The following is a 23787-nucleotide window of genomic DNA, read 5'->3' on the forward strand; positions in this document are numbered from 1 at the left end:
ACTTGGCCTATATCGAACCAACTCCAACAAGGTGGGGTTCCGCTATGGCCAGGTTTCTAACTTACGACCTCAACCCAACGCACTACCCTGACATAATCGCGTTGCTGTTAACATGACATATTGACGTTGCCACGACATCCTATACCCTACACTGAGTCAATTATTTCCGCGGGTGCCGATGTGGGTTGAATCCACTTTGCCGCTACGGTAAGGGATGGTGATCCATCGAACAAAACTGGAGGCGCGGCCAATGGCGGAAATTATTTTAAAAGACGAACACGACATGTTACGTCCGGGACTCGGACGGCTCAAAGGCAAAGTAGCTATCGTGACCGGCGCCAACAGCGGCATCGGCCGGGCGACTTCACGTTTGTTCGCGCGCGAGGGCGCGAAAGTCGTGTGCTGCGATATTCAGGAAACCATCTCGCCGCGCATCGACCAATTGATCAAGGTAAAAGAAAACGGCGAAGCGATATTCGCCCATTGCGACGTCACCAAGCAGGAAGACTTGGACCGCGCGGTGAAGACCGCCGTCGATAGCTTCGGCAAGGTCGATATTCTTTACAACAACGCCGGCGCCGGCATCCGCAAGAAAATCCATGAACACACCGACGAGGAATGGAACTTCGTGTTGAACACCAACTTGAACGCCATGTATCGCGGCGCCAAGGCGGTGATACCGCAGTTCCTAAAACAAGGCTACGGCAACATGGTCACTACCGCGTCGACCTTCGGCCTGCTCGCTTCGGCGCAGTATCCCGGCTACTGCGCCACCAAAGCGGCGATCGTAAATTTAACCCGCGAGATGGCGATCGATTACGGTCCGCTGGGAATTCGTATCAACTGTGTATGTCCCGGCGCCATCGAGACACCGCGCTTCCGGGGCTTTCCGCCGCAGCCAACGCTCGGCGAGGGCATGACCGACGAGCAAAGAAAAAAAATGGGCGCGAGCAACAAAGCACTGCTAAGAATGGGCCGGCCGGAAGAGATCGCCTATGGTGTGCTCTTCTTAGTTTCCGACGAAGCAACCTTTGTCACCGGCCATGCACTGGTGGTCGACGGCGGACAAACCATCGCGGTGTGAAGAAGATTGGGGTGATGGAGTATTGGAGTGATGGAGTGTTACAAGAATCCGAACCCAATACTCCACTACTCCATCACTCCATTCCCCACTACTCCATCACTCCGTTTTCTTCTTGATGCACTCGCAGCCCAGTAAGGAACAACTTTCGCGATACTGCTGAAACGCCAGATAGGCATCCATCACGCCTTCGCTATGAATCACTTTCTCGGCCTCGACATCGTAGATCAAATCCGTCGCCGCGATCCGGCCCCACCAAGGGCGCATGAATAGCAGCTTCTCGTTGATCCATTTCACCTCGGCCAAGCCAAACAACTCGGAAAATTCGATGCGCATCAGATGATCCTTCTCGGCAAAGATCGTCACCGCGCCCTTGGGCCGGCCATCCTCGGCGACGAAGTAGTAGGCTTTATTGCTGGAATAGACGCCGAGCTTGAGTTTTTCGCCCGGCAATTTCTTGAACGTGGTGTTGGCCTGCCACAATTCGTTGAAATCGGCGCTGTGGACGATGCGTTCTTCCTGCCAGCAGTCGGGCTGTGCACCGGGCCAATCGCGCTGCGCCGCCATGGCCGGCATCGAAGTTGATGAGATCAACAAGCAGAAGAGCAACACTTGTCCGACCATGTTTCCTCCTGTGTCGACACAATCACTTTAAGGCGTGGTGTTTACGCTTGGCTTTGGGTTGGGCAGATACTCTTTGGCAAACACGACAATCGAATCGGCCAAATCCCGCGCCGTCCGTTCGAGATTGGCGCGCGACCGTAACGTGCTGCCGAATTCCAATTGCATCGCATCGATACCCGCCGCTTGATGGCTGCCGTAACGTTGCACGATGTAACCGCCGGTATAGCGTGTCTCTTTGGCGCGCTCGTCAGTGGACGGCAATACTTTATAGCCTTTGCTGGCCATTTGCCCGAGTAAACTATTCTTGCCGCTGAGCACCGGCGCGCCGAACTGCTCGATCAACGCTTTTACGGTCTTGCCGTTTTGCGTGCCGCGATAAATCGCCGTCGCGTCGCTTCCTTCGCCGTGGATATCCAACAGCAATCCGCCGCCCCATTGGCTCTTTACCAGGCCGGAGAATTGCCGCAGCGCGCCGTGATACGCATCGTAGTGTTCCTTCACAGTGCCATTTTCGAAAGCCGCATCGCTCGCGCGGTTAACGTCCAAGTATTTTCGTTCGAAACGGGCGATCACACTGAAAGGCTTTGCGCTCAACCGCCGCTCTAATTCCACGGCGACCAGCTGCGCCAATAGGTCAGTGCGGGTATCGCTGCCGGTTACGAATCCGGCCACGCCCGATCCCTGCCGTTGGCTGACGCCGGGAATCGCTTGCTGGCCGCCATGGGGCGCGGAGAGAATGATCGGCAACTGTCCGCTGGTGATCACGACGAAGTTGGAATTTTCCGCAGACGCCGCCGTGTTAGCGCTAAAAAACATGGCAAGCACCACCAGAGAGATAATCGTCAAACCCATGCTTCGATGCCTCACCTAAAATCATCGAGCTATTTGGGCTCGGCCATCTTGGCGGAAAGTTTTTTCAAGAACTCCGGCGGCAACGGTTCGCCGCGCAATTCCCGCGCGCGCTTGACTCGAATCCACGCTTCCGAATAGCGCTCCTGTTCATAGAGCGACATCGCCCATTCACGCCAGCCATTGGCGAAGTTGGGGTCGTTCTCCAACGCTTCGGTGAAACGGTTGTTGGCGCTGACAAAGCGTTGGGCCCGTTCCAGCTGGCGCTCGGCCGGCAACTTCGCGGCGTACTCTGAATGCAAGGTCGCCAAATCGGTGAGCAATGCCGGACGCTGAGCCGGTTCGTCGATCAGCTCCCGGGCGGTTTCGAGCTGTTCGATCGCTTCGAGCAAATTGCCGCGCGCGCTCAGCGCCGCGCCAAAACCCCAAAAGGCAGAATAATTCTTGGTGTTGAGCAGCCAAGCTTGGTTGAAACGCTGCATCGCCGCGTCCAATTGCTGCGCCTTTAACGCGCTCCATCCTTGGGCGGAAAATACCGCGCTGGCGGCTTGGCGCGTCTTGTAGCGCAGCGTGCTGTCGCGGATGAACGTTTCATCGGCGCTTTTCAAGTGATCCGGACGGACGATCTTCGGTTGGCCGAACATGGGCAGCGTGTCGGGATTGGTCGAAGACGCCGCGAAGCTCAATGACGGACTTAGCAAGCCGGCGACGGCGGCGAGCAACAAGAATATTCCCATCGATAAACGAGTAAATATCATATTTTAAAAATCACCTTGGGCCGCGTCATAATCGGTGTTTTTTTTATTAGACGCAAATGGTCTCCTTGACAGTCAAAAACTTATAAGGCTAATTTGGCGCAAATCCAAATCACGGGGGCACTACATGATCCAAGGACTCAAAGATAAAGTCGTCATCGTTACCGGCGGCGGCCATGGCATCGGCCGCGCCTACTGCCACGGTTTCGCCGAAGCGGGCGCTAAAGTTATCGTCGCCGACATCGACGCGCCGGCGGCGGAGAAAGTCGCCGGTGAAGTGGTCAAACAGTTCGACGGTAAAGCGTTGGCGGCCAAAGTCGATGTCGCCAACGAACAGTCGACCAAGGACATGGCCAAACTAACGTTGGATAAGTTCAGCCGCATCGACGTGCTGGTCAACAACGCGGCGATCTTCTCGACCGTCCCGATGAACCGCGGCGGTATCGACACCATCGATCCGGCGGAATGGGACCGCATGATGACGGTCAATCTCAAAGGTTTGTTCTTTTGCACCCGCGCCGTGCTGCCGACCATGCGCCAGCAAAAAGCCGGCAAGATCATCAATATCTCATCGGGCACGGCCCTCAACGGCAGCGCCGGCCGGATTCATTACGTCACGTCGAAAGCCGGCGTCATCGGCTTCACCCGCACTCTGGCGCGAGAGGTCGGTGCGGACAATATCAATGTCAACGCCATCGCTCCAGGCTCAACGCTCTCTGAAGAAAACCCGACTGAAGAAGTGCTTAAAATGCGCGGCGCGCGTTTGTCCGACCGTGCCTTAAAGCGCGTGCAGTTGCCGAAAGATTTGGTCGGCATCATGCTGTTTCTCGCCTCACCGCTGAGCGACTTCATGACCGGGCAGACCGTCGCCGTCGACGGCGGCGTCTGTTTCTTATAGAGACCGCCGATGGCTGGTTACCACCATCGCACGATTGTCGTCGGCGACATCAAGACGCACTTTCTCGAAGCCGGCAACGGACCCGATCTTGTGTTGCTGCACGGCGGTGAATTTGGCGCCTCGGCGGAAATCACCTGGCGCTACAACATCGAAGCGTTGTCAAAGTCGTTTCACGTAGTCGCTCCCGACAGCCTGGGCTGGGGACAGACCGACAAGCTCTACAGCTTCACCGATCCGGCCGGCCTGCGCATCAAACATCTGCAGCGCTTCCTCGAAGCCTTGGGCATCGGCGAAGCCTTCTTCGTCGGTAACTCCGCTGGCGGCGGCTTGGTCTTGCGCGCCTCGGTACGCCGGCCGGCGCCGCTGCAGATTCGCAAGATAGTGACGATTTGCGGCAACGCCAGCGTGTTCAAGACCAACTCGCAAGCCGACTTGGAAAACTACACGCCGTCACTGGAGAACATGCGCAAGATCGTCGCCCTGCTCTATCATGACCGGAAATGGCAGAGCGAAGATAATATTCGCGAGCGCTTTGAGAGTTCGATCATTCCCGGCGCATGGGAAACGCTGTCCGCCGCTCGGTTGAGAAGTCCCATGCATCAAGTGCGCTCGACCGCGGAAGAGTTCGTCAAGCAACTCGCGCAGCTAAAGATTCCCCTGATGTTGATGTCCTGCGCCCATGACCCGCTTAACCAGAGCGACTGGGATGTCAACTTTCAGAAGATCGTGCCCGGTTCCAAGACTTATCGTTTCAAAAACTCCTCCCACGAACCGCAGATCGAAGAGACTGAAGAGTTTAACCGAGTGCTGACTGAGTTTTTGCAGGGTGAGGGGGGAGCGTCATGAAAATCGGACGGATCCGTCGGATTGGACCGATCGGTCTGATCTTTACAGTGAGCATGCTGGTGACAATCAGCGCTCACGCGCAACTCACGCGCCTGCGGACTTCCTACAGCGCGTTGACCGCGAACATGGGCGCTTATTGGTTGGCCAAAGACACCAAGCTATTTGAGAAACATGGCCTGGAGGTCGATGTCGTGCTGATCGAAAATGGCACGATTACGATTCAGGCGCTGATCGCCGGCGAAACCGACCTCGCCATGGGCGGCGGCACCGTGGCGGTGAGCAGCGCGCTCAGCGGCAGCGATCTAGTTTCGATCTCGAGCATGGAAAGCCGCTTGCCCTACGGCCTGCTCGCCCAGAGAGAAATAAAATCGATAGACCAACTCAAAGGCAAGAAACATGCGATCTCACGATTCGGCAGCGTCGCCGATTTGGGTTCCCGGCTGATCCTGCAAAAGTTCGGCTTGGTGCCCGACAAAGATGTCACGTTGCTACAGATCGGCGGCACCAGCACGCGCTTGGCGGCCTTGAGCAAACGCACCGTCGACTCGACGATTCTCACGCCCGAGTTTTTTCTAGTGGCGAAGAAAGCCGGCTTCACGATTCTCGTCGATCCGACCCAATACAAGATCGATTTTCCCCAGCTCGAAGTGATCACCACGCGAACGTTTCTCAAAACCCGACCCGATGTCGCCACGCGCTACATGCGCGCCATCGTCGAAGGCATTCACAATTATAAAAACGACCGCGAAGGCAGCATCCGGGCCTTGAGCAAATATTTGCGCATCAACGACCGCGAAGCCTTGGAAGAAGTCTATCGCATCTATTTCGAAATCTATCAGCCCATCCCCCACCCTTCGCCGGCGGCGATCCAAACCCAACTCACATGGATGGCCGAAAAAGATCCCCGCGCTAAAGCCGCCAAGGCGGAACAGTTCATCGACGGCACGATCTTACGGGAAATCGAGAAGAGCGGCTTCGCCGCAAAACTTTACCAGCAGAAATAGCGCGCTTAAGCGATCGCCGGTCGGCGCAGACCAAAGTGCGTCACTACTTCAAAGGCGTGAGCGAGTTGCAGCACACCGAGATCGTCGCGATAGCGACCGACGATTTGAATGCCAACCGGTAACCCGTCTTCGGTAAATCCAGCCGGCACGGAAATCGCCGGACAAAAAATCGAAGTGATCAGGTAAGCGGACTTCATCCAGTCAAGATAATTTTCCATCTTCACGCCTTCAATTTCGCGGGGCCAATCGATGGCCGCATCGAAGGGCGGTACTTGATTGACCGCGCAAATCACAAATTCATATTTTTCTTGAAAGCGTCGCATGCGCTGCATCAACTCGCCGTGCAACTGCATCGCGCGGGCAATGTCGGCGCCGCTAAGATCGCGCCCCTGTTCTATCTGCCATACCGCTTCGGGTTTCATCGCGCGGCGATGTTCTTTCAACAACGGCCCCAGCGTGTGCCAATAATTCCAGGCCCGCAGCGTTAGAAAAACTTCTTCCGCGCCGCTGAGATCGGGAACGGCATCTTCAACGATGCAACCGAGATCAGCGAAGCTTTTACGTTGTCTATCCAAAACTGCGCGAACCCGGCGGTCGAGCGGCAAACCACCCAAGTCGGGACACCACGCGACTCGTGCATTTTTGAAATTGCGATCCAAAGGCCGTGCGAACAGCGAAGGATCGGAAGGATAAACCGCGGGATCGCGCGCATCGGCGCCAGCCATGGCGCTCAGCAGAAACGCCGCGTCGCCAACTGAACGAGCCATCGGCCCTTTGACGGTGAAGCCAAGAAACGGCAGGGCCACGGGAGCCGACGGTACAAGCCCAACGGATGGACGCAAAGCAACGACGTTGTTGAAGTTAGCCGGATTGCGCAGCGAGCCGCCGAGATCGCTGCCGCTCGCCAGCGGCAATAAACCGGCGGCAAGCGCAGCGCCGGCGCCACCGCTCGAACCGCCGGTACTTTTTTTCAGATCGTAGGGATTGAGCGTCGTGCCGTAGACTTCGTTGTAGGTGTGCGAGCCCATGCCGAACTCGGAGACATTAGTCTTCCCGATCGGGATCACTCCCGCGCGGCGCAAGCGTTCCACCAGCACGGAATCTTCGCTCGGCATGAAATCTTTGAAGATCGCCGAACCGCGAGTCATCGGAAAACCGACAGCCGGGTCGATATCTTTGAAAGCGAACGGCAGACCGTGCAGCGGGCCGACATCGTCGCCGCGCGACAAACGCCGGTCAGCTTCATCCGCGAGCGCAAGACACTTCTCATCGTCGAGCTTGGCGACGATGGCGTTAATCTTCGGATTGACCCGCGCAATCTGATCGAGAAACGCGGCCATGACTTCGCGCGCTGAAACCGCGCGAGCGCGGATTGAAGCCGCTAGCTCGCGAGCGCTAGTGAAGCAGAGGCCGATGCCAACCAAGTTGAACACCTCCGGTTGTTAATCGAAAGAACCCCAGCCGGTTAACTTGAATGTTTTTTCTGGCAACATGATCATTCGGTATTATCATCACCCCGGTGAAGACCGGGGTCCATCCCCGCCCCACACCCTGGATACCGTTTTCCAACGGTATGACGGATCGTAGGCTCAACGAGTTGCTCAACCAATCTAACTTTGAGCCTAATGGGTCATCTGACACCTAAATTCCTGGCTCTTTCGGCGGTAACGGCGGCGCGACGATATGCTTGGCGATCTGCTCGGTATCCCAAAGCTTGGAGAACTTCAGCGCGCGCGGGCAATGGCTGTAGGATTCATCGACGTCGATGAGCAAACCTTGCAAAACCTCGGCACGTTCATCGGCATTGAAGACTTCGAGCTGCACGTCCTTCAATTCGGCGCGGTCGACGACTTTCACCCGGCCGTTGATACGCACCGTGTTGTCATGGCCGGGAAGCAGAAATATCAAGCCGACCTTCGGATTGGCTTTCAGATTGCCGTAACCATGGAAGAGTTTGTTACCCGCAACATCGGGGAGAAATAGTTGGCGGTCGTTCAACACTTTGACAAAGCCCGGCCGGCCGCCCTTCGGCGAGGCATCGCAATCTCCCGCACTACTGCTCGTGGCCATGACACAAAACGGCGAATGGCGAATGAAGTCCTGAATCCACGGCATCATCGCCGGCCGCACTTTGCCCTTGGTGCGCTCCGCCGGAAAGCCGAACTTTTCTTGATATGTATTATCCATGTCGCGCTCCTCGATTTCGAATTGGCTACTTCTTCGGGTCAAGAAACGTCAGCCGCTCCGCCATCGGAGTTTCGGGAAAAACATAGCCGCAAGATTTACAGGTGCGAAGTTTCACATCGCCATTGAACTCGTTGTAGACCGCCGAGACCTGCGACGGAATATCGCCCTGGTTCACTAATCGCGAAAGCACCAAGTCGTCGCACTGCTCACAGAACCAGGCGAACTCTTCTTTTTCTTCCTGGCGGCGCTTGCGCTCGATCACCAAGCCCCAAGTGTTTTCAAAGCGCCGCGGCGAATGCGGCGTGCCGCCGGGCAAAACGAAGATCTCGCCTTCCTGGATGCGAAAGGATTGCCGCCGCTCGCCTTCCGGCTTGACCACCAACTCCATCTCGCCTTCGACCTGATAAAAAAACTCGTCACCCGGCTGAATATGAAAATCGAGCCGAGTATTCGGCCCGCGCAGTATCATCACGAGAAAGTCTTTGTAATGCACCAGCAGGTGATTGGTTCGGATCGGTGGATTGAACAACTGCGCGTTGTCTTTAACCCACTTCTTTAAATGGTATGTCGAAAGTAATTCCATAAGCTAGCTCGTTGGAGTATTGGAGTACTGGAGTGATGGGTATCGGATGGCGCCACGACTACGTGTCAGTCTTCATTAACTTCCCGTAGTTTTCATTGCTTTCCTTTACGATAAGTGTGTCAACCCAATCTCCATTAAGTTTTTTCCTCTCGAGTGTTTCAACAAGCTTCAGTAACCCGTTCTCGATCTTGAAGGCGAGTTTATTCAAAGTAACGAACTCCTCCTCGGTAATCTGTTCGGCCTCTCGATACGCGTGAAATCCAGATACGTTCTCTCCAAGAGAGGCCAAAGCAATGGTTAGAAAGTTGAGGTATTCCCGAATCGACTTTCGACAATACCCCTCTGCAATGTTGCGATGGACGGAATCGCTCGCCGCTATCGATTGTGAGCCGACTCGTTTCAATTCGTAAGGCAATTTACGAAACACTTGGCTAGTGAGCCGATACAATTCGATTGAGTCTTGCCACACTCGCAGCTGTTGATAGCCGCGGTTTTTGTTCTTAAACACCCATCACTCCAGTATTCCAGAACTCCATCACTCCATTTTTTTCAGCTTCTCGCACTCGCGGGCGACGCCGTCGGTGAGCGCCCACCAGATCGCCAGCCCTTTGCGCAGCGCTTTTATCACTCGCACTTGCAGCTCGTTGGTGGTGGCGAACTGTTCGATTAATTCATAGCCGATATTGCTGTGTTCGGTGTCGGCCTCGCCGTGCTCGGCGAAGAATTCAATATCATTCGGTTTCAAACCGTAATGATCTCGAAAGCTTTTAAAAAAGCGCCCGCCGGTCAATTGGTTCGAATATTCGTTGCAGCAATTGGTCGAGGCCACCTGTTCGAGAATGTGATTACTGCGCAGCGCGATATCCAACCAACCGACCCGCGCCAGCACCGTGGTCGGGAGAAAGTCCTCTTCTATCTCGCAGCGTTCCAATTCCTTGGCCGGTATGCCGATCGCCTCGCCGTAGCGCAAGAACAAGGCGCGATGGCCGAGCACCGCGCGCGGCGAACCTTCGAAATAACTGTAGCCCACCTCGGAATGAATAACATCGACAAATTTTTTGTGAATCTCGGGATCGTGAATACCCGACAGTTGGCAACGCACGAGCTTGGCCGTGTTAATGGCGACGTTGTAAGCGAAAATACCCCAGGCCTCTTTGGCCCACACCCGCACCGCTTCGATGGCCAGCTTGCCTTCATAGAGGTCGAGATAAAACGGATGATAGAGCCGCGCGTGGCGCTGCTTGACCTCGTTCATGAGGGCCTGACAAAACTCTTTCGTGGGCAGCGTCTTTCCACTTAGGACTGCTTCAACTGACATGTTTCACCTCTACATGAATCTTGGAAGGGCGGGTTTTAAACCCGCCCCTACGAATCTCATTTCTTTTTTGCGTACTTTGCGTTCTTTGCGGTTAATTGTCCGAATTCCGCTTACGCCATCCGCTGCTTTCGATTGTCGAATTTAAATTTGTTGGCGTTGCAAGCGACCTCGACGCGGTTGCCGTCGGGATCGAGAAAACTCACCGAACGATTGCCCGCCACCACCAAAGTTTCCGGCCCGCTGACGACGGGAACCTTGCGCCGCTTTAGAAGCGGACACAGCTCATCGATAATTTCGTTGCGGTCGACGTAGATGCAGAAGTGATGCAGCTTCGCCATCCCCTTGCCGCCGACGTGCTTGGCGCCTTTGGGTAATGCTTGCAGCGCGATATCGTGATGCTCACGGCCGTAACTCAAAAACGTCATCTTGGTTTGCAAGTTGCGCGCCGAGACTTTCAAGCCGAGCACCGCGGTATAAAATCGCACCGACTTCTTGAGATCCGCGACATTGAGCACGATATGACCGAGGGCGCCATTTTTCACCAACATGCTAGCAGCATTAATGACCGGAGGCAGAACTGTCAAGCGCCGCTCGGCGACGACAACAACGATTTTCCATGTTACAACATCAGCAGTAATCACCAAGGAATGATTAAATGATCAAGACTCTGTTGTATCTTCTCGCCAGCGGCAAGTTGGGGACAGTGCTGCTCACGGGCGGTACAATGCTGTTGTCGGTGTTCGTCTACGCATGGATATTCGGCCTGCCCTACGCCGTCGGCTTTGTCCTGTTGATCTTCCTCCACGAGATGGGTCATTACGCCGCCGCTCGCCAGTGCGGCCTCAAGGTCGGCGCGCCGACGTTCATCCCATTCGTCGGCGCCTGGATCGCGCTCAAAGACTTGCCACACAATGCCGAAACCGAAGCCTACATCGGCATCGCCGGTCCCGTGGCCGGCAGCGTCGCCGCTGTCGCTTGTTATTTTCTCGCCTTGAGCTACGACAGCCGCTTGCTGCTGGCATTGTCCTACTCCGGTTTTTTTATCAATCTGTTTAACCTGATTCCGCTGTCACCCTTCGACGGCGGCCGCATCACCGCGATCATCAGCCCGCGCCTCTGGCTCCTCGGCGTGCCGATATTGATGGCGGTATTTTTCTACACGCCCAGCCCGCTGCTAATCTACATGGCGTTACTCGCCTGGCCGCAGATCAAGCGCGCCTGGCACTACGACCCGGCGGCGCCGGAGAACGCCTTCTACTATTCGGTCAGCCCAAGAAAACGAATTCAGTACTCCGTCTGTTACCTTGGCTTGGCGGCATTTCTCGCCGTCATGAGTCACGACGTTCACGAGATGTTGGAATTGTCCCGCAGCGCTCGATGAAAATGTCGCATCGAACTGTGTCCTGTACGGGCGGGGCGCGACCCGCCCTTCCCATCCACCCCTGGATACCGGCCTACGCCGGTATGACGGATATAAAAAGTGCGTAAACCTGTCGAACCGAAACCAAGATCGCCATTGACAGCAGTTTAATCCATGGGCCATATATCGATTGCCATTCTTGTAACGAGGTAGAAGATGAAAATCATGGTCGTCATGGGCGAGTATCCGTCCGAGGAAACCGAGCGGCGCCGCCAAGCGGTGCTGAAGTGCGCCACGCCGGGCACCGAGATCGGCTTCGGCGTCATCGGCGCGACCTTCTTTCGCCATTCCAATTCACAGGTCAATTCGCTTTCCGCCGGACCGCTGGTCGCCCAAGTAGCAATCAAAGCCGAAGCGGATGGCTATGACGCCGTCGTCCCCTTCGGCACGCTCGACGCCGGTGTCGAGCTGGCGCGCAATCTAGTGAAAATCCCCGTCGTCGGCGCCGGCCAATCCGTGCTTCACCTCGGCGCGCAACTGAGTAATCGTTTGGGCGTGATCGCCTACGAAGACAAAAGCATTCCGTTCATGCGCAAACAGATGCACGCCTGGCGCGTCGCCGATTCGGTGGTCGGCATCCGCGGCATCGGCATTCCGCTGCCGGAGAGCACCAAGAATCGCGAAGCGATGCGTGGAAAGTTCCTCGAAGTCGCCCGCAGTCTGATCGCCGACTGCGACGCCGAAGTTATCGTGCCCATGGGCGTCACCATGGTGCCGGTGCAATACTCGCCCGAGGAAATGGCCAAAGAGCTCGGCGTGCCGGTCATGGACGCCCTCAAGACCAGCATCCAAACCGCCGAGATGATGGTACGCATGGGGCTGACGCATAGCGTTAGAACTTATCCGCGGCCGCTGGAGAAATAGCGTTGAGCCTCGAGGTTTGAGGGCCGAGCAGCTGGGAATCGTAATGAGAAACTTTGAATTAGTCGAACCGCGATCGCTAAACGAAGCCTGCGCGCTCCTCGCCAACGAGAGCGATGCCAAAGCAGTCGCCGGCGGCACGGCGCTCTTGACGATCATCAAGCAAGGCCTGCTTCTGCCGAAGTCATTGGTCAACTTGAAGAAGATCGGCGATGGATCGGCGATCGCGTTCGATCCAATCCACGGCATGCGCATCGGCGCTTTGGCGACGATCAACGAGATCGAAACCTGCGAAATTGTAAAGCAGCACTATCCTATTCTCGCCCAAGCCTGTCACGTCGTCGCCAACATTCGCATTCGTAACATGGCGACCATCGGCGGCAACCTCGCCCATGGCGATTATCAATCCGATCCGCCGACCGTGCTCGCTGCTTTGAATGCGCGCGTTGAAATCATGAGCGCGACAGGGATTCGTGAATTACCGCTCGGCGAATTCCAACGCGGCAGCTACGAAACGGCCCTCGAAGCCGGCGAGTTGATCTCCGCGGTGATCATGCCACCGCTGCCAAGCGGAATGCTGGGCCACTATGTAAAATTCACGACCGGCTCTTCGGAAGAGCGCCCCTGCGCCGGTGTCGCGGCGTTGGCGCGGTTTGAAAACGGGTTGTGCAAGGAACTGCGCCTCGCTGTCGGTGCCGTGTCGGCGAAGCCGTCGCGCATTGGCGCGGAAGCCCTCGCCAACGGCAAAGCGCTGACACCTGATTTGATCGCCACCATCGCCGCCGAGGCGGCGCGCGCCGTCGACCCGATCGACGATGTGCGCGGACCGGCCGATTACAAGCGCCATCTGGTCGGCGTGTTAACCCGCCGCGCGATTCAAGCGCTCGCCAATGGCAAGACGGAGGCGACAACATGACCCTAGTCGGGACCAATGTCGAAATGGTCGGCGGCCGCGCCAAGGTTAGCGGCGCGGTGAGCTATGTCGCCGATATGGAATTCCCAGGCCAGCTTTACGCCAAGGCGCTGCGCAGCCCCTATCCGCACGCGAAATTGCTGCGCGTCACCGCCAGTAAAGCGGCGGCGCTGCCAGGAGTCCGCGCAGTGGTGACACGCGACGATTTAGCGGGGCTTAATCCTTACTTCGGCACCGGCGTCGAAGATCAGCCGGTGGTCGTCATCGACAAAGTTCGCTGCGTCGGCGACATCGTCGCCGCGGTGGCCGCGGACTCAAAAGAAATCGCCGAAGAAGCGATCACGCTGATCGAAGCCGACTATGAAGAGCTGCCCGCCGCCACCGACATTCTCGCAGCCGCCAAGCCGGGCGCGCCGCTGGTGCAGGAGCAGCATGTCGACAAAAACGCCGGCGGCAACATTCACGGCGTCTATCGCGCCGCCAGCGGTGACATCGAGCAGGGTTTCAAAGAATCCGATGAGATCATCGAAAACATTTATCACATTCCGCCCGTGCAGCATGGCCATATCGAACCTCACGTCGTGACGGCGCTGTGGGAGCCCAGCGGCAAGCTGATCGTGCATACGCCGAGCCAGACGCCGTCGCCGCTGCAAGAGCAGATCGCCAAGGTTTTTAAAATGCCCTTGAACCGCGTGCGCGTCATCGTGCCCTTCATCGGCGGTGGCTACGGCGGCAAGAACCACGCGCGCATCGAGCCGGTGGTGGCGTTGCTGGCGCGCAAAGCGCGCCGCCCGGTGCAGTGGATTCTCAGTCGCGAGGAAGTTTTTCTCACCGGCCGGCGCTTCGGCGCGGTGGTGAAAATAAAAACCGGCTTCAAGCGCGACGGCCGGCTATGGGCGCGCAAGGTCGAAGCCTGGTACGACATGGGCGCCTACGCGCTGTCGGGTCCGGCGAACACGAAGAACGCGGCCATCATCGCGGGCGGCCCCTACAACATTCCCCATCGCGACTACACCACTTACGCGGTTTACACCAACCTGCCGCCCGCCGGTCCCTACCGCGGCGTCGGCGCGTCCCATGTTTGCTGGGCCTATGAATCGGACCTCGACGACATCGCCCGGCGCTGCAACCTCGATCCGTTGGCAGTACGGCTGAAAAATCTAATTCAAGAGAACGACCGCTTCATCACCGGTGAAGCGATGATTTCCGTCGGGGTTTCGCAATGCGTCAAGCAGGTCGCGGAATCCATCGGCTGGCAAACGGGAGCGGAGCAGTCCTCGCGAAGCGATACGATTGTCCGAGGCAAAGGCCTCGCCGTCGCGATCAAGAGCACTTCGACACCGAGCACCTCTGCCGCCAGCGTGCGGCTTAACGCCGACGGCTCGGCGGTCTTGCTCACCAGCACCTCCGACATGGGCCAGGGCGCGCAGACCGCGTTGGCACAGATCGTCGCCGATGAATTGGCGCTACCCTTCGAGCGCGTCACCGTGACTTTCCCCGATAGCGATATTACGCCCTACGACAAATCCACCAGCTCCAGCCGAGCGACCTTTCACATGGGCAAAGCGGCGCAGCTCGCCGTCGGCCAGATTCGCGATCAATTGTTTCAAGCGGGAGCCAAAGCCCTCGAAGCCCGGGTCGAAGACTTGGAGTTGCGCGATAGCCGATTGCAAGTAAAAGGCGTACCGGAAAGAAGTCTCACCTACCCGCAGCTCTTCAAAGCGATCTACGGAGAGGCCAGCGGCAGCCTATTTGGCAGCCATACATTGCGCACCGAAGGCGGCATCGATGCCCAGGGGCATGGCAAAGGTTCGTCGTTTTGGTTTTACTCCGCCGCCAGCGCCGAAGTCGAAGTAGACACCGAGACCGGCAAAGTCCGCGTCCTCCAAGTCGCCAGCGCCGTCGATGTCGGCAAAGCGGTGCATCCGATTCAATGCGGCCTGCAAAACGAAGGCTCGGCGCTGGCCGGATTGGGCTCGGCGTTATTTGAAGAGATGCGCTACGACAACGGCCAGCCGATCAACAGCAGTTTTCTCGATTATCTCTTGCCGTCGATGCTCGATCATCCCGGTGAATTTAACTCGCTGCTCGTGGAAACGCCCCATCCCGACGGTCCCTACGGCGCCAAGGGCATGGGCGAAGCGGCGCTACCACCGATGGCGCCGGCAATCGGTAACGCCATCGCGAACGCATTGAACGGCGTACGCGTGCGCGATCTGCCGGTGAAGCCAGACAAGATCGTCGCCGCTTTGAGCGCGAGTAAAAAGAGAAGCTGAAATGAAACTCTCTATCGCCACGACTATCAATGGCCACAGCCAAGAGTTTCAGGTCAACGCAAACCAAACGCTCTTGGAGCTGCTGCGCGACAAACTGAAACTCAAAGGCGCCGTCGAAGGTTGCAGCGTCGGCGTCTGCGGTTCATGCACGGTGTTGATCGACGGCAAACCGGTCAGCTCGTGTCTTACCCTGGCGAGCAATATCGAAGACAAACAGGTCATTACTATCGAAGGCCTGTCGCAAAACGGTGAACTCGATCCCGTGCAGCAAGCGTTCCTGAAACACCAAGCCTTTCAATGCGGCTTCTGCACCACCGGCATGATCATGGCGGTGAAAGGTTTACTGAACTCCAATGCCCATCCGAATGAAGAACAAGCGCGAGATTATCTGTCGGGCAACCTTTGCCGCTGCGGCACTTACAAAGAAGTGTTGGCGGCGGTCAAAGAGTTGGCAAATAGTTGATAGAAACGGTCACTGGCAGGTTTGCATCTCGCTTGCCAACTTAACTCACCGAGTTTAAACTGCCAAAAGTTCGAGGAAGCTATTATGAAAGCGCGCATCATTCAAATCGGCAAAGCAAAAGGCGTTCGACTTCCAAATAAATTGGTCAAAGTGGCCCATCTCAGGGAAGAGGTCGAACTCGCAGCGGCACCTGGGCATATCACTATTCACAGCGCCGCTCGGCCGCGCGCCGGATGGTCGGCCTCAGCCAAGCGCATGCGCGAGCGCGGCGAGGATCGGCTAGTCGCGCCGGTACCAGCGACAAAATTCGACGAGGAAGAATGGCGGTGGCGCTAGCTCAAACACCCGCACGCGGCGAAGTCTATTTAGTTCAGCTCGATCCAACGCGTGGAGTAGAGATCCGGAAAACCAGACCCTGCATCGTCATCTCACCCAATGAACTAAATCAACACCTGCGCACAGTAATTGTCGCGCCTTTGACCACGCAGAGTCACGCCTATCCGTGGCGCCCACGCTGCCGATTTCAGGGCAAAGCCGGTTATGTTGTCATCGATCAGCTTCGTACCGTCGACGTCCAACGCTTGACCAAACGACTGGGACAAATTCCGCAAAACACGCTTACTACGATACTGAACGTACTCCACGAGATGTTTGCATTTTAAGTCAGGCCCAAACCTGTCGTAACTTGGCCGTCGCAAAATTTTCTACAATTCAGTGAATCGCGAATAACTCCATGCCCACCGACACCTGCTACTGGAAACACGAAATCCCCGCCGACCAAGCTTTTCCCTGCTACGACGGCAAAAGCACAGTCTGTAGCCATTGCTGCGTCGAGCAGTGTCCCAAGGAAACGCCGCAATGGTTCGCCGCCTGCGCCCGCGCCGGCCATCCGACCTGGCCTAGCGTCGATCAAGGCCAGCGCGTGTCGCGCAAACTGGTCGTGCTCGAATCTTACTGGGACAACCGTCTGTTTCAGACCATGTCGGTCAAAGGCTTCTTCGAATCCATGGGGCCGTTGCACGATCCGCCGTTGCAACTAGCGCACCGCTTCGTCGAATCCCAACGCGGCCTAGCACACTACACGCGATCGCCCGAAGGCCTTCTCTGGCGCGATCCCGCCGCCGCCGATGCGCCGATTTTCTACTTGGCATTTCACGGCGCGCCGAGCGAAGTCAAATCGGTCCTCGAATCCATCGGCGCCCAAGAGCTGTGCGATGCCTTCCAAAACTTCGGCGTCAAACCCAACCTGGTTTACTTCGCCGCGTGCAGCGTGCTCAAAGGCCGCGCCGGCCGACAGTTCGCCAAGAAATTTCTCGAAGCCTCCCGCTGCCGCGCGCTGCTCGGCTACACCACCAACGTCAACTGGATGCTCAGCCTGCTGACCGATATGCTTTTCCTACACCGCTTCTATCGCGACGACGATCCATGGAAAAACTTGCGCAAGATTTACCGCTCGGTGCTGAACGACTTCAAACCCGCCGAAGAAATTGGTTGGACATTAATCGAGAATCCGCGCAGCTTTAAGAAGCGCCGATAACTTGCTAAAACTGACGACAGCTAGAAGCACACGAGGTCACGATATAATTTTCTGTAGGGGCAGACCTGCGTGTCTGCCCTTCTCCATTCGAAGGACTGAATCATCATGCTGAGAGCTGGAATCGTCGGTCTGCCCAACGTCGGCAAGTCGACACTGTTTAACGCCATCACGCGCACGCGCAAAGCCGAGGCGGCCAATTATCCCTTTTGCACCATCGATCCCAACGTCGGCATGGTCACCGTGCCGGACGCGCGGCTCTATGTCTTGCAGCAGATGGTCAAAACCAACGTGGTCATCCCGGCGGTGATCGAGTTCGTTGACATCGCTGGCCTGGTCAAAGGCGCCAGCCAAGGCGAAGGGCTCGGCAATAAATTTCTCACCCATATCCGCGAAGTCGACGCCATCGTCCAAGTTGTGCGCTGCTTCGAAGACGCCGACGTGCACCATGTCTCCGGCAACATCGATCCGGTGCGCGACATCGAAGTCATCAACACCGAACTCATGCTCGCCGATCTCGAAACCGTGAAGAAGCGGCGCGAGCGCATCGCCAAGGAGATCAAGCGCGGCGACAAAGCCGCCGCCGCCGAGGACGCCCTGCTGGTGAAAATCGAAACCGCCCTCGACGCTGGCAAGCCAGCTCTCACTGTCGAACTGACGCCGGAAGAACACGCCATGTCCGCGCAGTTTTTCCTGCTCTCCGACAAGCGCACGATCTTCGCCTGCAACGTCAAAGAGTCCGACTTGGCCACCGCCGATCAGAACAGCTACGTGCAAAAAGTGCGCGACTACGTGAAAACCCATCTCGCTTGCGAAGCGGTGGTGATCAGCGCGCAGATCGAGAGCGACCTCGTCGATCTCGAACCCGCCGACGCTGAAGCCTTTCTCAAAGAACTCGGCGTACAAGAAAGCGGCATCGGCGCGCTCATCCGCGCAACTTATCATCTGCTCGGGTTGCGGACTTATCTCACCGCCGGCGAAAAAGAAGTGCGTGCCTGGACCATTCACGCCGGCGACACCGCCCCCAAAGCCGCCGGCGTCATCCACTCCGACTTCGAACGCGGCTTCATCAAAGCCGAAACCGTTTCTTACGAGGACTTAGTTCAATGCGGCTCCGTCGCCGCGGCCCGTACGAAGGGCTTATATCGCATGGAAGGGAAAGAATACGTCGTGCAGGATGGGGATGTGATGTTGTTTAAGTTCAATGTTTAGTGAACAAGCTGAAAATGCGCAGCCGAAAGTAAATCCTGTTACGTTAACCAGGGAGACCCATTAAGAATAGTCGCGTAAAGAAAGCAACAGAGCCAAATTCAATCCATGAAGATTGCGCCTCAGAGTTTCTATGCAGCTATCGCTGCTGGCTGCGCCACGGTTTTGCCCTTGGTCGGGGTGCAATTAGTCGTTGATTATTTCGATTCACCCGCTAAAGGTCCGGATCGGGCAACAATGGCAGTGATCTTCCTAACGCCCATTATCATCTTGGGATTTGCAGCCTACTTTGTTGGAGTCAGGATATTACTTTCATTGCTTCGGCTCGATTCGCTTCGTACGGCATTGATCGTAAGCGCGCTCACTGTCGGCGTTCTAATAAGCTGGATGATTTTCAACGACCCGTCATCAAGCCCGAATACGTTCTGGGGATTTGTCGGACCTTCTTGCATAGTTCTTACATCCCTCGTCGCGGGAACTTTTGTGTACGAGTGGGCGCGTCAACGTATTCATCCGAACTGGTGAAATAGACCACAATACACATGACCGCTCACGTAGCGATGAATGCGACTCCGTCACCGCCGCGCGCACCAAGGGCTTGTGCCGCATGGAAGGGAAAGAATATGTCGTGCAGGATGGGGATGTGATGTTGTTTAAGTTCAATGGGTAGTGCGCGCCTCGGTCGCGAACGGAAACGAAGATGAAACAACGAAAACTCAAACTATTGGAAACCATCGCACTGCTTCAAGACATACCATCCCGCAAGCTGAAACGCGGCGAAGTTGGCACGGTAGAAGAAATCCTTGCGCCCAATTTTTACGAAGTTGAATTCTGTGATGACGAAGGGCAAACCTACGCCGAACTGGCGTTACGCGGCATACAGATCATCCCGTTACATAACCAGAGCCCATTAAGAATTGTCGCGTGAGCAAAGAGGCCCACGACAGCTCCAATCTATAGAATTGGTATTATGCCCCCGGACCTTTGTCTCTTTCATTTTCCAAAACTGTGGCTACAATAGGTCCGTGGCTCGAGCACTCTCCCCGGATGATGTTCTCTTTGAAGTTTTGAGTCCGCTTGGATTTCGTGTACGCGTCACACGCGGCTACTGGGAAGTCATCGTTTCGATCAAGCATCCGGTCATGGCGGGACATGAACAGGATGTCAAAGAAACGCTTGAAACTCCCAGCGAGATTCGATTGAGCAAGAACGATTCGACAGTTCACCTGTTTTACCGGCAGAAAGAGATCGGACGATGGGTATGTGCTGTGGCCAAGCGTCTCGATGGTGAAGGCTTTCTGATTACAGCTTACCCAACCGACGCGATCAAAGAAGGAGAACAGATATGGCCCAAGTGAAAGTTTTTTACGATGAAACCGGCAATACGCTCACCGTCTGGTTTGGCGATCCTGAGAGCGAGTACATCAGCGAGGAAACCGGTGAGGAAGTCATCCTCATGAAGGACAAGGCTGGTCATGTCATCGGTTTTGAAAAGCTCAATTTCACGGTCGCCAAACCCAAGCATCTACAAGTGGCGTTCGAAACGGTAGGCGGCTAACGGAATTTTCACCCCGATGTGGTTCGCTACTGTCTCGTCTGTCAAGCCTGACACGGAATCAGTGGATGGCCGTATATCACTGCATGATCTTGCTTTAAGAATCACTAGAAACTTGTAGGTGCAAAAAATATAGACACGTCCGAACAGATACTCCGACAACTTCGTTGGATCAAGTGGTTAAACGCATTCATCGCGATCAGTTTCGCAGTAACTGCCGGCTCGTTTGTGTGGGTAAGCCTTGAGATGCCTCGCACCACATCCAACGCTGCTTATTCTGCCTCCTTTACGAACCAGGGCACAAACCTCTTAAACAAAGGCAAGGCAAAAGAAGTCATCCTGTTGGCAGAAGAACGCGAAAAGAAGTCTCCTATGGATCCGTACGTGTATTGGTTTCGGGGCAAAGCCTACTACCAATTAGGAGAGTATGATGCTGCGTTAAAAGATATACTTGTTGCGGACGAGATCTGCCCAGTGTGGCACGAAGAATATACCGGGCCTTTCATCAAGAGAATCAAAGAAAAACTTACTGAGAAGGGCTAGGAACGACGTCGTTGCACGTAACATTTGCGTGGGGCGGATGCCACGCAAACTCGGGCTGTTTTTCGATACATCTGTAACGACTCCGCTCACGCTAACGTTAGTTTTGCTAACCTTTCAATTCAAACTTCCCATCCTTATCCTGACCGATTTTCTCTTCTTCATACAACCGCGCCAGCGCACTCGCGACGGTCTTGTAATCCGCCTTGGGAAACTTATCCAAGAGATCGGCGAAGAAACAGTGCGACTTGCCGAGAGCCGCGACGATCTTCTCAACCAGTAATTCCACTGTTTCTGCTGACGTTGCATTGGCTTTTGCCTTTACCGTGACATCGGAAACGCCGACGTAATCGCTCAACTTAACCTTGCCCTGATTGAAATAAATGATCCGCTGGTACCGCTCGGCCGGAATATTTTCCGGGATCGTCGCGTCGATGCCCATCTTCGCTGTCGTCGGAACTTTGCCGTACAATGGCAGCGGCAAAGATGGATCGAGCGGCTTAGAGCGCGCGTTGGAGACGATGACGACATCGCGGTCGGCTTGCACGCGGGTCGCGACGGCCCACTCCACGTCGATGGGATCAAACACGTCGATATCGTCGTCGACGATGGTCACGTGTTTGATATCGGCGATGGACAAGAGCGCCATGATCGCGTTCTTGCCGTCGCCGGGAACTTTTTTGATCGACGCAATGATATGCCAGTGGCAACAGCCGCCGGGCGTGACGTTGATCCCAACCGTCTGCACGCCCGCTTCAGCCAATACGCGGCGCGCCGCGGCTTCGTAGATCGGCGCCGACATCCAGATATTTTCCCAAGGCATCTGCAGCGCGTAGTACATAGCGTCCTTGCGGTGCATGATCGACTTGATGCGCACTCTTGGATTCATGTGCATGCCGCCCATCAGGCGATTGAATTCGCTGAACGGCCCTTCGCTGTGCACCCAGCCTTCGGGGAGAATTTCTCCCTCTAAAACAATTTCGGCGTCGGCGATGCACGGCACCGGCACGGTTTCGCCGTCGGCGAGACGCAGCGGTTCGTTACGCAAGCCACCGGCGAAGGTCAGTTCGTTGACGCCGAGGTTGGCTTTGAATGTCGACGCGACCAATTCATACGGATGAGTGCCGATGGAGATGGAGATCGGCAGCGGTTTCTTTTTTGCCAAGGCGCGTTCGGCGAACTTGCGCATGTTGTTGGGCGTGACGATGTCGATGCCGGTGATGTTGCGCTCCTTGAGCATCAAGCGGTAGATGCCGGCGTTGATGCCGAAATCCGGGTCCTCGGCGATCACCACGCCGGCGGTGATCATCGGCCCGCCATCCATGATCGAAAACACCGGCACCGGCAGGTCGTAGAGATTTACTTTCTTGCCGGTATGAATGACTTCCTTCACCGGCGCGTTGGCGACGCGCTTCGGTTGGATCGGTTTGTCCATCGCTTTGCCGAGCTTGGCGCCGATGTTTTCATAGTCGACGCCCATGCCGAGCGCGATGCGCTTGCGCGATTGCAGCAGACCGGAAACCACCGGCATCGAATAGCCGGGCAAATTCCTAAACAGCAGCGCCTTCTCCGACTGCGCCACCAATGCCGCCACGTCGCGCAGATCAACAGGTTTGGAAATCTCCAACAGCTCGTCGTTTTTTCTTAGCGTGTCGATGTAATCGCGAAAGCTCGCTTTCATTATTTTTCTCCAGCGATAATTTCGACGAAACTTAACATGGCGACTAGGCTAATGCCATCGGTGACAGTGGGTCGGCAGGGGCGAAAACTCTTTCGCCCCTGCCCATGAATATGCGCCGAGATGTTTCGCCGTAATTCCCCTTATGTTATAATCGCTACGATCTGGTCATTGTGAAAGGCTTTATCCATGGCTTCATTCGGCCTCACACTAGCGAATCGCGGCGTCATCATCGGCGCCGTGACGATTCAGCAATTATTCGATATGGCCAAGCGTGGCGAAGACTCGGGCGCGTTCAACGCGGTTTGGGTCGGCGACAGTTTGCTGGCGAAACCGCGCTTGGAATCCATCGCGCTCTTGTCCGCATTGGCGGTGGTCACTAAGAAAGTAAAACTCGCCGTCGGCTGCATGGCGACCTTTCCCCATCGCCATCCGGCGCTGCTCGCGCAGCAATGGGCGAGCTTGGATGTGATCTCCGGCGGCCGCTCGTGGTTGGCGGTCTGTCTCGGCGGACCCAACGAACAAAGCCCGGCGCAAGCGTTGGAACATAAAGTCATGGGCATCAAGGACACCGAACGGGTCGGCCGGCTTGAAGAGGGCATCACCATCCTGCGCAAATTTTTCCACGAGGAAAAGGCGTCATTCAAAGGACGCTTCTACGAATTCGAAGGCGTGACCATCCAACCTCGCCCGATACAAAATCCCCTGCCAATTTGGATCGCCAGCAATCCCACCGGCCTCACTTGGAAAGACGGCGCCAGCGCGCCTTCGCCCGCAGTCGAAAAAGGCTTACGCCGTGTCGCTAAATACGCCGACGGCTGGATGACCAACAAAGTCACGCCGGAGGAATTCAAATCCCAATGGAAGCACATCCTCGAGATGGCCAAGGAAGAAGGCCGCGATCCAACGAAGATCGGCAGCTCGCTTTACCACAACATCAACATCAACGAGAACCGCCAAGCGGCGTTGGACGAGAGCAAAGCGTTTCTCGACAAGTATTACACGTCCAACTTCAGCATGAAGTTCGTCGAAGGCTTCACCACCGCGGGCAGTCCGGCGCAGTGCATCGAAGAACTGAAAGCCTACTTCGCCGCCGGTATCGAACATATCACGCTGCGCATGACTTCCTGGGATCAAACCGGCCAGCTCAAACGATTTCTCGATGAAGTTGCGCCGGCGTTTAATTAAAATTG

Annotated in this window: 28 protein-coding genes and 1 pseudogene; 19 read left to right on the forward strand and 10 right to left on the reverse strand. The window is 56.1% G+C overall.

The features are described 5' to 3' along the window. The first annotated feature begins 214 nt into the window (after positions 1-214). Positions 215-1084: an SDR family oxidoreductase gene (locus tag EXR70_01330; GenBank protein MSP37118.1), complete on the forward strand. Its 870-nt coding sequence runs from the start codon at positions 215-217 to the stop codon at positions 1082-1084. Between the two features lie 96 nt (positions 1085-1180). Here EXR70_01330 and EXR70_01335 read toward each other — a convergent pair whose 3' ends face one another. Genes EXR70_01335 through EXR70_01345 form a run of 3 tightly spaced genes read right to left on the reverse strand, consistent with a single transcriptional unit; the run spans position 1181 to position 3312 of the window. Then, positions 1181-1705: a hypothetical protein gene (locus tag EXR70_01335; GenBank protein MSP37119.1), complete on the reverse strand. Its 525-nt coding sequence runs from the start codon at positions 1703-1705 to the stop codon at positions 1181-1183. 27 nt (positions 1706-1732) lie between these two features. After that, positions 1733-2557, reverse strand: a complete 825-nt coding sequence (locus EXR70_01340; protein MSP37120.1) for a hypothetical protein — start codon at positions 2555-2557, stop codon at positions 1733-1735. A 29-nt stretch (positions 2558-2586) separates the two neighbouring features. Next, the gene (locus EXR70_01345) at positions 2587-3312 is read right to left on the reverse strand and encodes a hypothetical protein (GenBank protein ID MSP37121.1); all 726 of its coding nucleotides are present in this window, start codon (positions 3310-3312) and stop codon (positions 2587-2589) included. 124 nt (positions 3313-3436) lie between these two features. Here EXR70_01345 and EXR70_01350 point away from each other — a divergent pair, with 124 nt between their 5' ends. From EXR70_01350 to EXR70_01360, 3 genes are read left to right on the forward strand one after another with little or no spacing between them, the layout of a single operon-like run. Continuing rightward, complete coding sequence (locus EXR70_01350; GenBank protein MSP37122.1) at positions 3437-4207, forward strand: 3-oxoacyl-ACP reductase FabG; 771 nt, start codon at positions 3437-3439, stop codon at positions 4205-4207. Positions 4208-4216: 9 nt separating this feature from the next. Beyond that, positions 4217-5053 (forward strand): alpha/beta hydrolase, encoded by an 837-nt coding sequence (locus EXR70_01355; GenBank protein MSP37123.1) that lies wholly within the window; start codon positions 4217-4219, stop codon positions 5051-5053. Then, positions 5050-6057 carry an ABC transporter substrate-binding protein gene (locus EXR70_01360; GenBank protein ID MSP37124.1) on the forward strand — a complete coding sequence of 336 codons (1008 nt, stop codon included), beginning with the start codon at positions 5050-5052 and terminating at the stop codon, positions 6055-6057. Before EXR70_01355 ends, EXR70_01360 begins: the two co-directional genes overlap by 4 nt. Positions 6058-6062: 5 nt before the next feature. On the opposite strand, the gene EXR70_01365 is transcribed toward EXR70_01360, so the two are convergent. From EXR70_01365 to EXR70_01390, 6 genes are all read right to left on the reverse strand, one after another. Beyond that, positions 6063-7481 carry an amidase gene (locus tag EXR70_01365; protein MSP37125.1) on the reverse strand — a complete coding sequence of 473 codons (1419 nt, stop codon included), beginning with the start codon at positions 7479-7481 and terminating at the stop codon, positions 6063-6065. 217 nt (positions 7482-7698) lie between these two features. Further along, positions 7699-8244: a pyridoxamine 5'-phosphate oxidase family protein gene (locus tag EXR70_01370; GenBank protein ID MSP37126.1), complete on the reverse strand. Its 546-nt coding sequence runs from the start codon at positions 8242-8244 to the stop codon at positions 7699-7701. A 25-nt stretch (positions 8245-8269) separates the two neighbouring features. After that, positions 8270-8827, reverse strand: coding sequence for a 3-hydroxyanthranilate 3,4-dioxygenase (gene nbaC, locus EXR70_01375; GenBank protein MSP37127.1), 558 nt, complete (start codon positions 8825-8827; stop codon positions 8270-8272). A 58-nt stretch (positions 8828-8885) separates the two neighbouring features. Continuing rightward, on the reverse strand, positions 8886-9335 hold the full coding sequence (locus tag EXR70_01380; protein MSP37128.1) for a four helix bundle protein: 450 nt from the start codon (positions 9333-9335) through the stop codon (positions 8886-8888). Positions 9336-9362: 27 nt separating this feature from the next. Further along, positions 9363-10145 carry a hypothetical protein gene (locus tag EXR70_01385; protein MSP37129.1) on the reverse strand — a complete coding sequence of 261 codons (783 nt, stop codon included), beginning with the start codon at positions 10143-10145 and terminating at the stop codon, positions 9363-9365. 110 nt (positions 10146-10255) lie between these two features. Next, positions 10256-10693, reverse strand: coding sequence for a VOC family protein (locus EXR70_01390; GenBank protein ID MSP37130.1), 438 nt, complete (start codon positions 10691-10693; stop codon positions 10256-10258). Between the two features lie 107 nt (positions 10694-10800). Here EXR70_01390 and EXR70_01395 point away from each other — a divergent pair, with 107 nt between their 5' ends. The 14 genes and pseudogenes from EXR70_01395 (at position 10801) to EXR70_01460 (ending at position 20919) form a co-directional block, all read left to right on the forward strand. Next, positions 10801-11526: a site-2 protease family protein gene (locus EXR70_01395; protein ID MSP37131.1), complete on the forward strand. Its 726-nt coding sequence runs from the start codon at positions 10801-10803 to the stop codon at positions 11524-11526. 195 nt (positions 11527-11721) lie between these two features. After that, positions 11722-12429, forward strand: coding sequence for a hypothetical protein (locus tag EXR70_01400; GenBank protein ID MSP37132.1), 708 nt, complete (start codon positions 11722-11724; stop codon positions 12427-12429). 43 nt (positions 12430-12472) lie between these two features. Continuing rightward, a complete protein-coding gene (locus EXR70_01405; GenBank protein ID MSP37133.1) occupies positions 12473-13342 on the forward strand; it encodes a xanthine dehydrogenase family protein subunit M in 870 nt (289 codons plus the stop codon). Beyond that, positions 13339-15615: a xanthine dehydrogenase family protein molybdopterin-binding subunit gene (locus tag EXR70_01410; GenBank protein ID MSP37134.1), complete on the forward strand. Its 2277-nt coding sequence runs from the start codon at positions 13339-13341 to the stop codon at positions 15613-15615. The genes EXR70_01405 and EXR70_01410 overlap by 4 nt, the downstream gene beginning before the upstream one ends. A 1-nt stretch (position 15616) precedes the next feature. Further along, entirely contained in the window at positions 15617-16078 is a 462-nt protein-coding gene (locus EXR70_01415) for a (2Fe-2S)-binding protein (GenBank protein MSP37135.1), read from the forward strand. Between the two features lie 84 nt (positions 16079-16162). Further along, positions 16163-16414, forward strand: a complete 252-nt coding sequence (locus EXR70_01420; protein MSP37136.1) for an AbrB/MazE/SpoVT family DNA-binding domain-containing protein — start codon at positions 16163-16165, stop codon at positions 16412-16414. Beyond that, positions 16399-16740 carry a type II toxin-antitoxin system PemK/MazF family toxin gene (locus tag EXR70_01425; protein ID MSP37137.1) on the forward strand — a complete coding sequence of 114 codons (342 nt, stop codon included), beginning with the start codon at positions 16399-16401 and terminating at the stop codon, positions 16738-16740. Before EXR70_01420 ends, EXR70_01425 begins: the two co-directional genes overlap by 16 nt. A 71-nt stretch (positions 16741-16811) precedes the next feature. Then, on the forward strand, positions 16812-17615 hold the full coding sequence (locus tag EXR70_01430) for a hypothetical protein (GenBank protein MSP37138.1): 804 nt from the start codon (positions 16812-16814) through the stop codon (positions 17613-17615). Positions 17616-17720: 105 nt separating this feature from the next. Next, on the forward strand, positions 17721-18824 hold the full coding sequence (ychF, locus tag EXR70_01435) for a redox-regulated ATPase YchF (GenBank protein MSP37139.1): 1104 nt from the start codon (positions 17721-17723) through the stop codon (positions 18822-18824). 559 nt (positions 18825-19383) lie between these two features. Next, positions 19384-19491, forward strand: a pseudogene (locus EXR70_01440) (DUF933 domain-containing protein). Positions 19492-19521: 30 nt separating this feature from the next. Further along, positions 19522-19749: a DUF4926 domain-containing protein gene (locus EXR70_01445; protein ID MSP37140.1), complete on the forward strand. Its 228-nt coding sequence runs from the start codon at positions 19522-19524 to the stop codon at positions 19747-19749. Between the two features lie 97 nt (positions 19750-19846). After that, complete coding sequence (locus EXR70_01450) at positions 19847-20179, forward strand: DUF4258 domain-containing protein (GenBank protein MSP37141.1); 333 nt, start codon at positions 19847-19849, stop codon at positions 20177-20179. Continuing rightward, positions 20167-20379 carry a DUF2283 domain-containing protein gene (locus EXR70_01455; protein MSP37142.1) on the forward strand — a complete coding sequence of 71 codons (213 nt, stop codon included), beginning with the start codon at positions 20167-20169 and terminating at the stop codon, positions 20377-20379. The genes EXR70_01450 and EXR70_01455 overlap by 13 nt, the downstream gene beginning before the upstream one ends. Before the next feature lie 243 nt (positions 20380-20622). Further along, positions 20623-20919, forward strand: a complete 297-nt coding sequence (locus EXR70_01460) for a tetratricopeptide repeat protein (GenBank protein MSP37143.1) — start codon at positions 20623-20625, stop codon at positions 20917-20919. A 106-nt stretch (positions 20920-21025) separates the two neighbouring features. Here EXR70_01460 and EXR70_01465 read toward each other — a convergent pair whose 3' ends face one another. Next, on the reverse strand, positions 21026-22597 hold the full coding sequence (locus tag EXR70_01465) for a UbiD family decarboxylase (GenBank protein MSP37144.1): 1572 nt from the start codon (positions 22595-22597) through the stop codon (positions 21026-21028). A 186-nt stretch (positions 22598-22783) separates the two neighbouring features. Here EXR70_01465 and EXR70_01470 point away from each other — a divergent pair, with 186 nt between their 5' ends. Further along, complete coding sequence (locus tag EXR70_01470; protein MSP37145.1) at positions 22784-23782, forward strand: LLM class flavin-dependent oxidoreductase; 999 nt, start codon at positions 22784-22786, stop codon at positions 23780-23782. The last annotated feature ends 5 nt before the right edge of the window (positions 23783-23787 follow it).

It is taken from the genome of Deltaproteobacteria bacterium (assembly GCA_009692615.1).
Taxonomy (GTDB): Bacteria; Desulfobacterota; Binatia; order UBA9968; family UBA9968; genus DP-20.

Excerpts from the sequence above, each read along its gene's own strand:
- EXR70_01330 (MSP37118.1), top strand. The coding sequence starts at position 215 with ATGGTGATCCATCGAACAAAACTGGAGGCGCGGCCAATGGCGGAAATT.
- EXR70_01335 (MSP37119.1), bottom strand. The coding sequence starts at position 1,705 with ATGGTCGGACAAGTGTTGCTCTTCTGCTTGTTGATCTCATCAACTTCG.
- EXR70_01340 (MSP37120.1), bottom strand. The coding sequence starts at position 2,557 with ATGGGTTTGACGATTATCTCTCTGGTGGTGCTTGCCATGTTTTTTAGC.
- EXR70_01345 (MSP37121.1), bottom strand. The coding sequence starts at position 3,312 with ATGATATTTACTCGTTTATCGATGGGAATATTCTTGTTGCTCGCCGCC.
- EXR70_01350 (MSP37122.1), top strand. The coding sequence starts at position 3,437 with ATGATCCAAGGACTCAAAGATAAAGTCGTCATCGTTACCGGCGGCGGC.
- EXR70_01355 (MSP37123.1), top strand. The coding sequence starts at position 4,217 with ATGGCTGGTTACCACCATCGCACGATTGTCGTCGGCGACATCAAGACG.
- EXR70_01360 (MSP37124.1), top strand. The coding sequence starts at position 5,050 with ATGAAAATCGGACGGATCCGTCGGATTGGACCGATCGGTCTGATCTTT.
- EXR70_01370 (MSP37126.1), bottom strand. The coding sequence starts at position 8,244 with ATGGATAATACATATCAAGAAAAGTTCGGCTTTCCGGCGGAGCGCACC.
- nbaC (MSP37127.1), bottom strand. The coding sequence starts at position 8,827 with ATGGAATTACTTTCGACATACCATTTAAAGAAGTGGGTTAAAGACAAC.
- EXR70_01385 (MSP37129.1), bottom strand. The coding sequence starts at position 10,145 with ATGTCAGTTGAAGCAGTCCTAAGTGGAAAGACGCTGCCCACGAAAGAG.
- EXR70_01390 (MSP37130.1), bottom strand. The coding sequence starts at position 10,693 with ATGTTGGTGAAAAATGGCGCCCTCGGTCATATCGTGCTCAATGTCGCG.
- EXR70_01395 (MSP37131.1), top strand. The coding sequence starts at position 10,801 with ATGATCAAGACTCTGTTGTATCTTCTCGCCAGCGGCAAGTTGGGGACA.
- EXR70_01400 (MSP37132.1), top strand. The coding sequence starts at position 11,722 with ATGAAAATCATGGTCGTCATGGGCGAGTATCCGTCCGAGGAAACCGAG.
- EXR70_01405 (MSP37133.1), top strand. The coding sequence starts at position 12,473 with ATGAGAAACTTTGAATTAGTCGAACCGCGATCGCTAAACGAAGCCTGC.
- EXR70_01410 (MSP37134.1), top strand. The coding sequence starts at position 13,339 with ATGACCCTAGTCGGGACCAATGTCGAAATGGTCGGCGGCCGCGCCAAG.
- EXR70_01415 (MSP37135.1), top strand. The coding sequence starts at position 15,617 with ATGAAACTCTCTATCGCCACGACTATCAATGGCCACAGCCAAGAGTTT.
- EXR70_01420 (MSP37136.1), top strand. The coding sequence starts at position 16,163 with ATGAAAGCGCGCATCATTCAAATCGGCAAAGCAAAAGGCGTTCGACTT.
- EXR70_01425 (MSP37137.1), top strand. The coding sequence starts at position 16,399 with ATGGCGGTGGCGCTAGCTCAAACACCCGCACGCGGCGAAGTCTATTTA.
- EXR70_01430 (MSP37138.1), top strand. The coding sequence starts at position 16,812 with ATGCCCACCGACACCTGCTACTGGAAACACGAAATCCCCGCCGACCAA.
- ychF (MSP37139.1), top strand. The coding sequence starts at position 17,721 with ATGCTGAGAGCTGGAATCGTCGGTCTGCCCAACGTCGGCAAGTCGACA.
- EXR70_01445 (MSP37140.1), top strand. The coding sequence starts at position 19,522 with ATGAAACAACGAAAACTCAAACTATTGGAAACCATCGCACTGCTTCAA.
- EXR70_01455 (MSP37142.1), top strand. The coding sequence starts at position 20,167 with ATGGCCCAAGTGAAAGTTTTTTACGATGAAACCGGCAATACGCTCACC.
- EXR70_01460 (MSP37143.1), top strand. The coding sequence starts at position 20,623 with ATGCCTCGCACCACATCCAACGCTGCTTATTCTGCCTCCTTTACGAAC.
- EXR70_01465 (MSP37144.1), bottom strand. The coding sequence starts at position 22,597 with ATGAAAGCGAGCTTTCGCGATTACATCGACACGCTAAGAAAAAACGAC.
- EXR70_01470 (MSP37145.1), top strand. The coding sequence starts at position 22,784 with ATGGCTTCATTCGGCCTCACACTAGCGAATCGCGGCGTCATCATCGGC.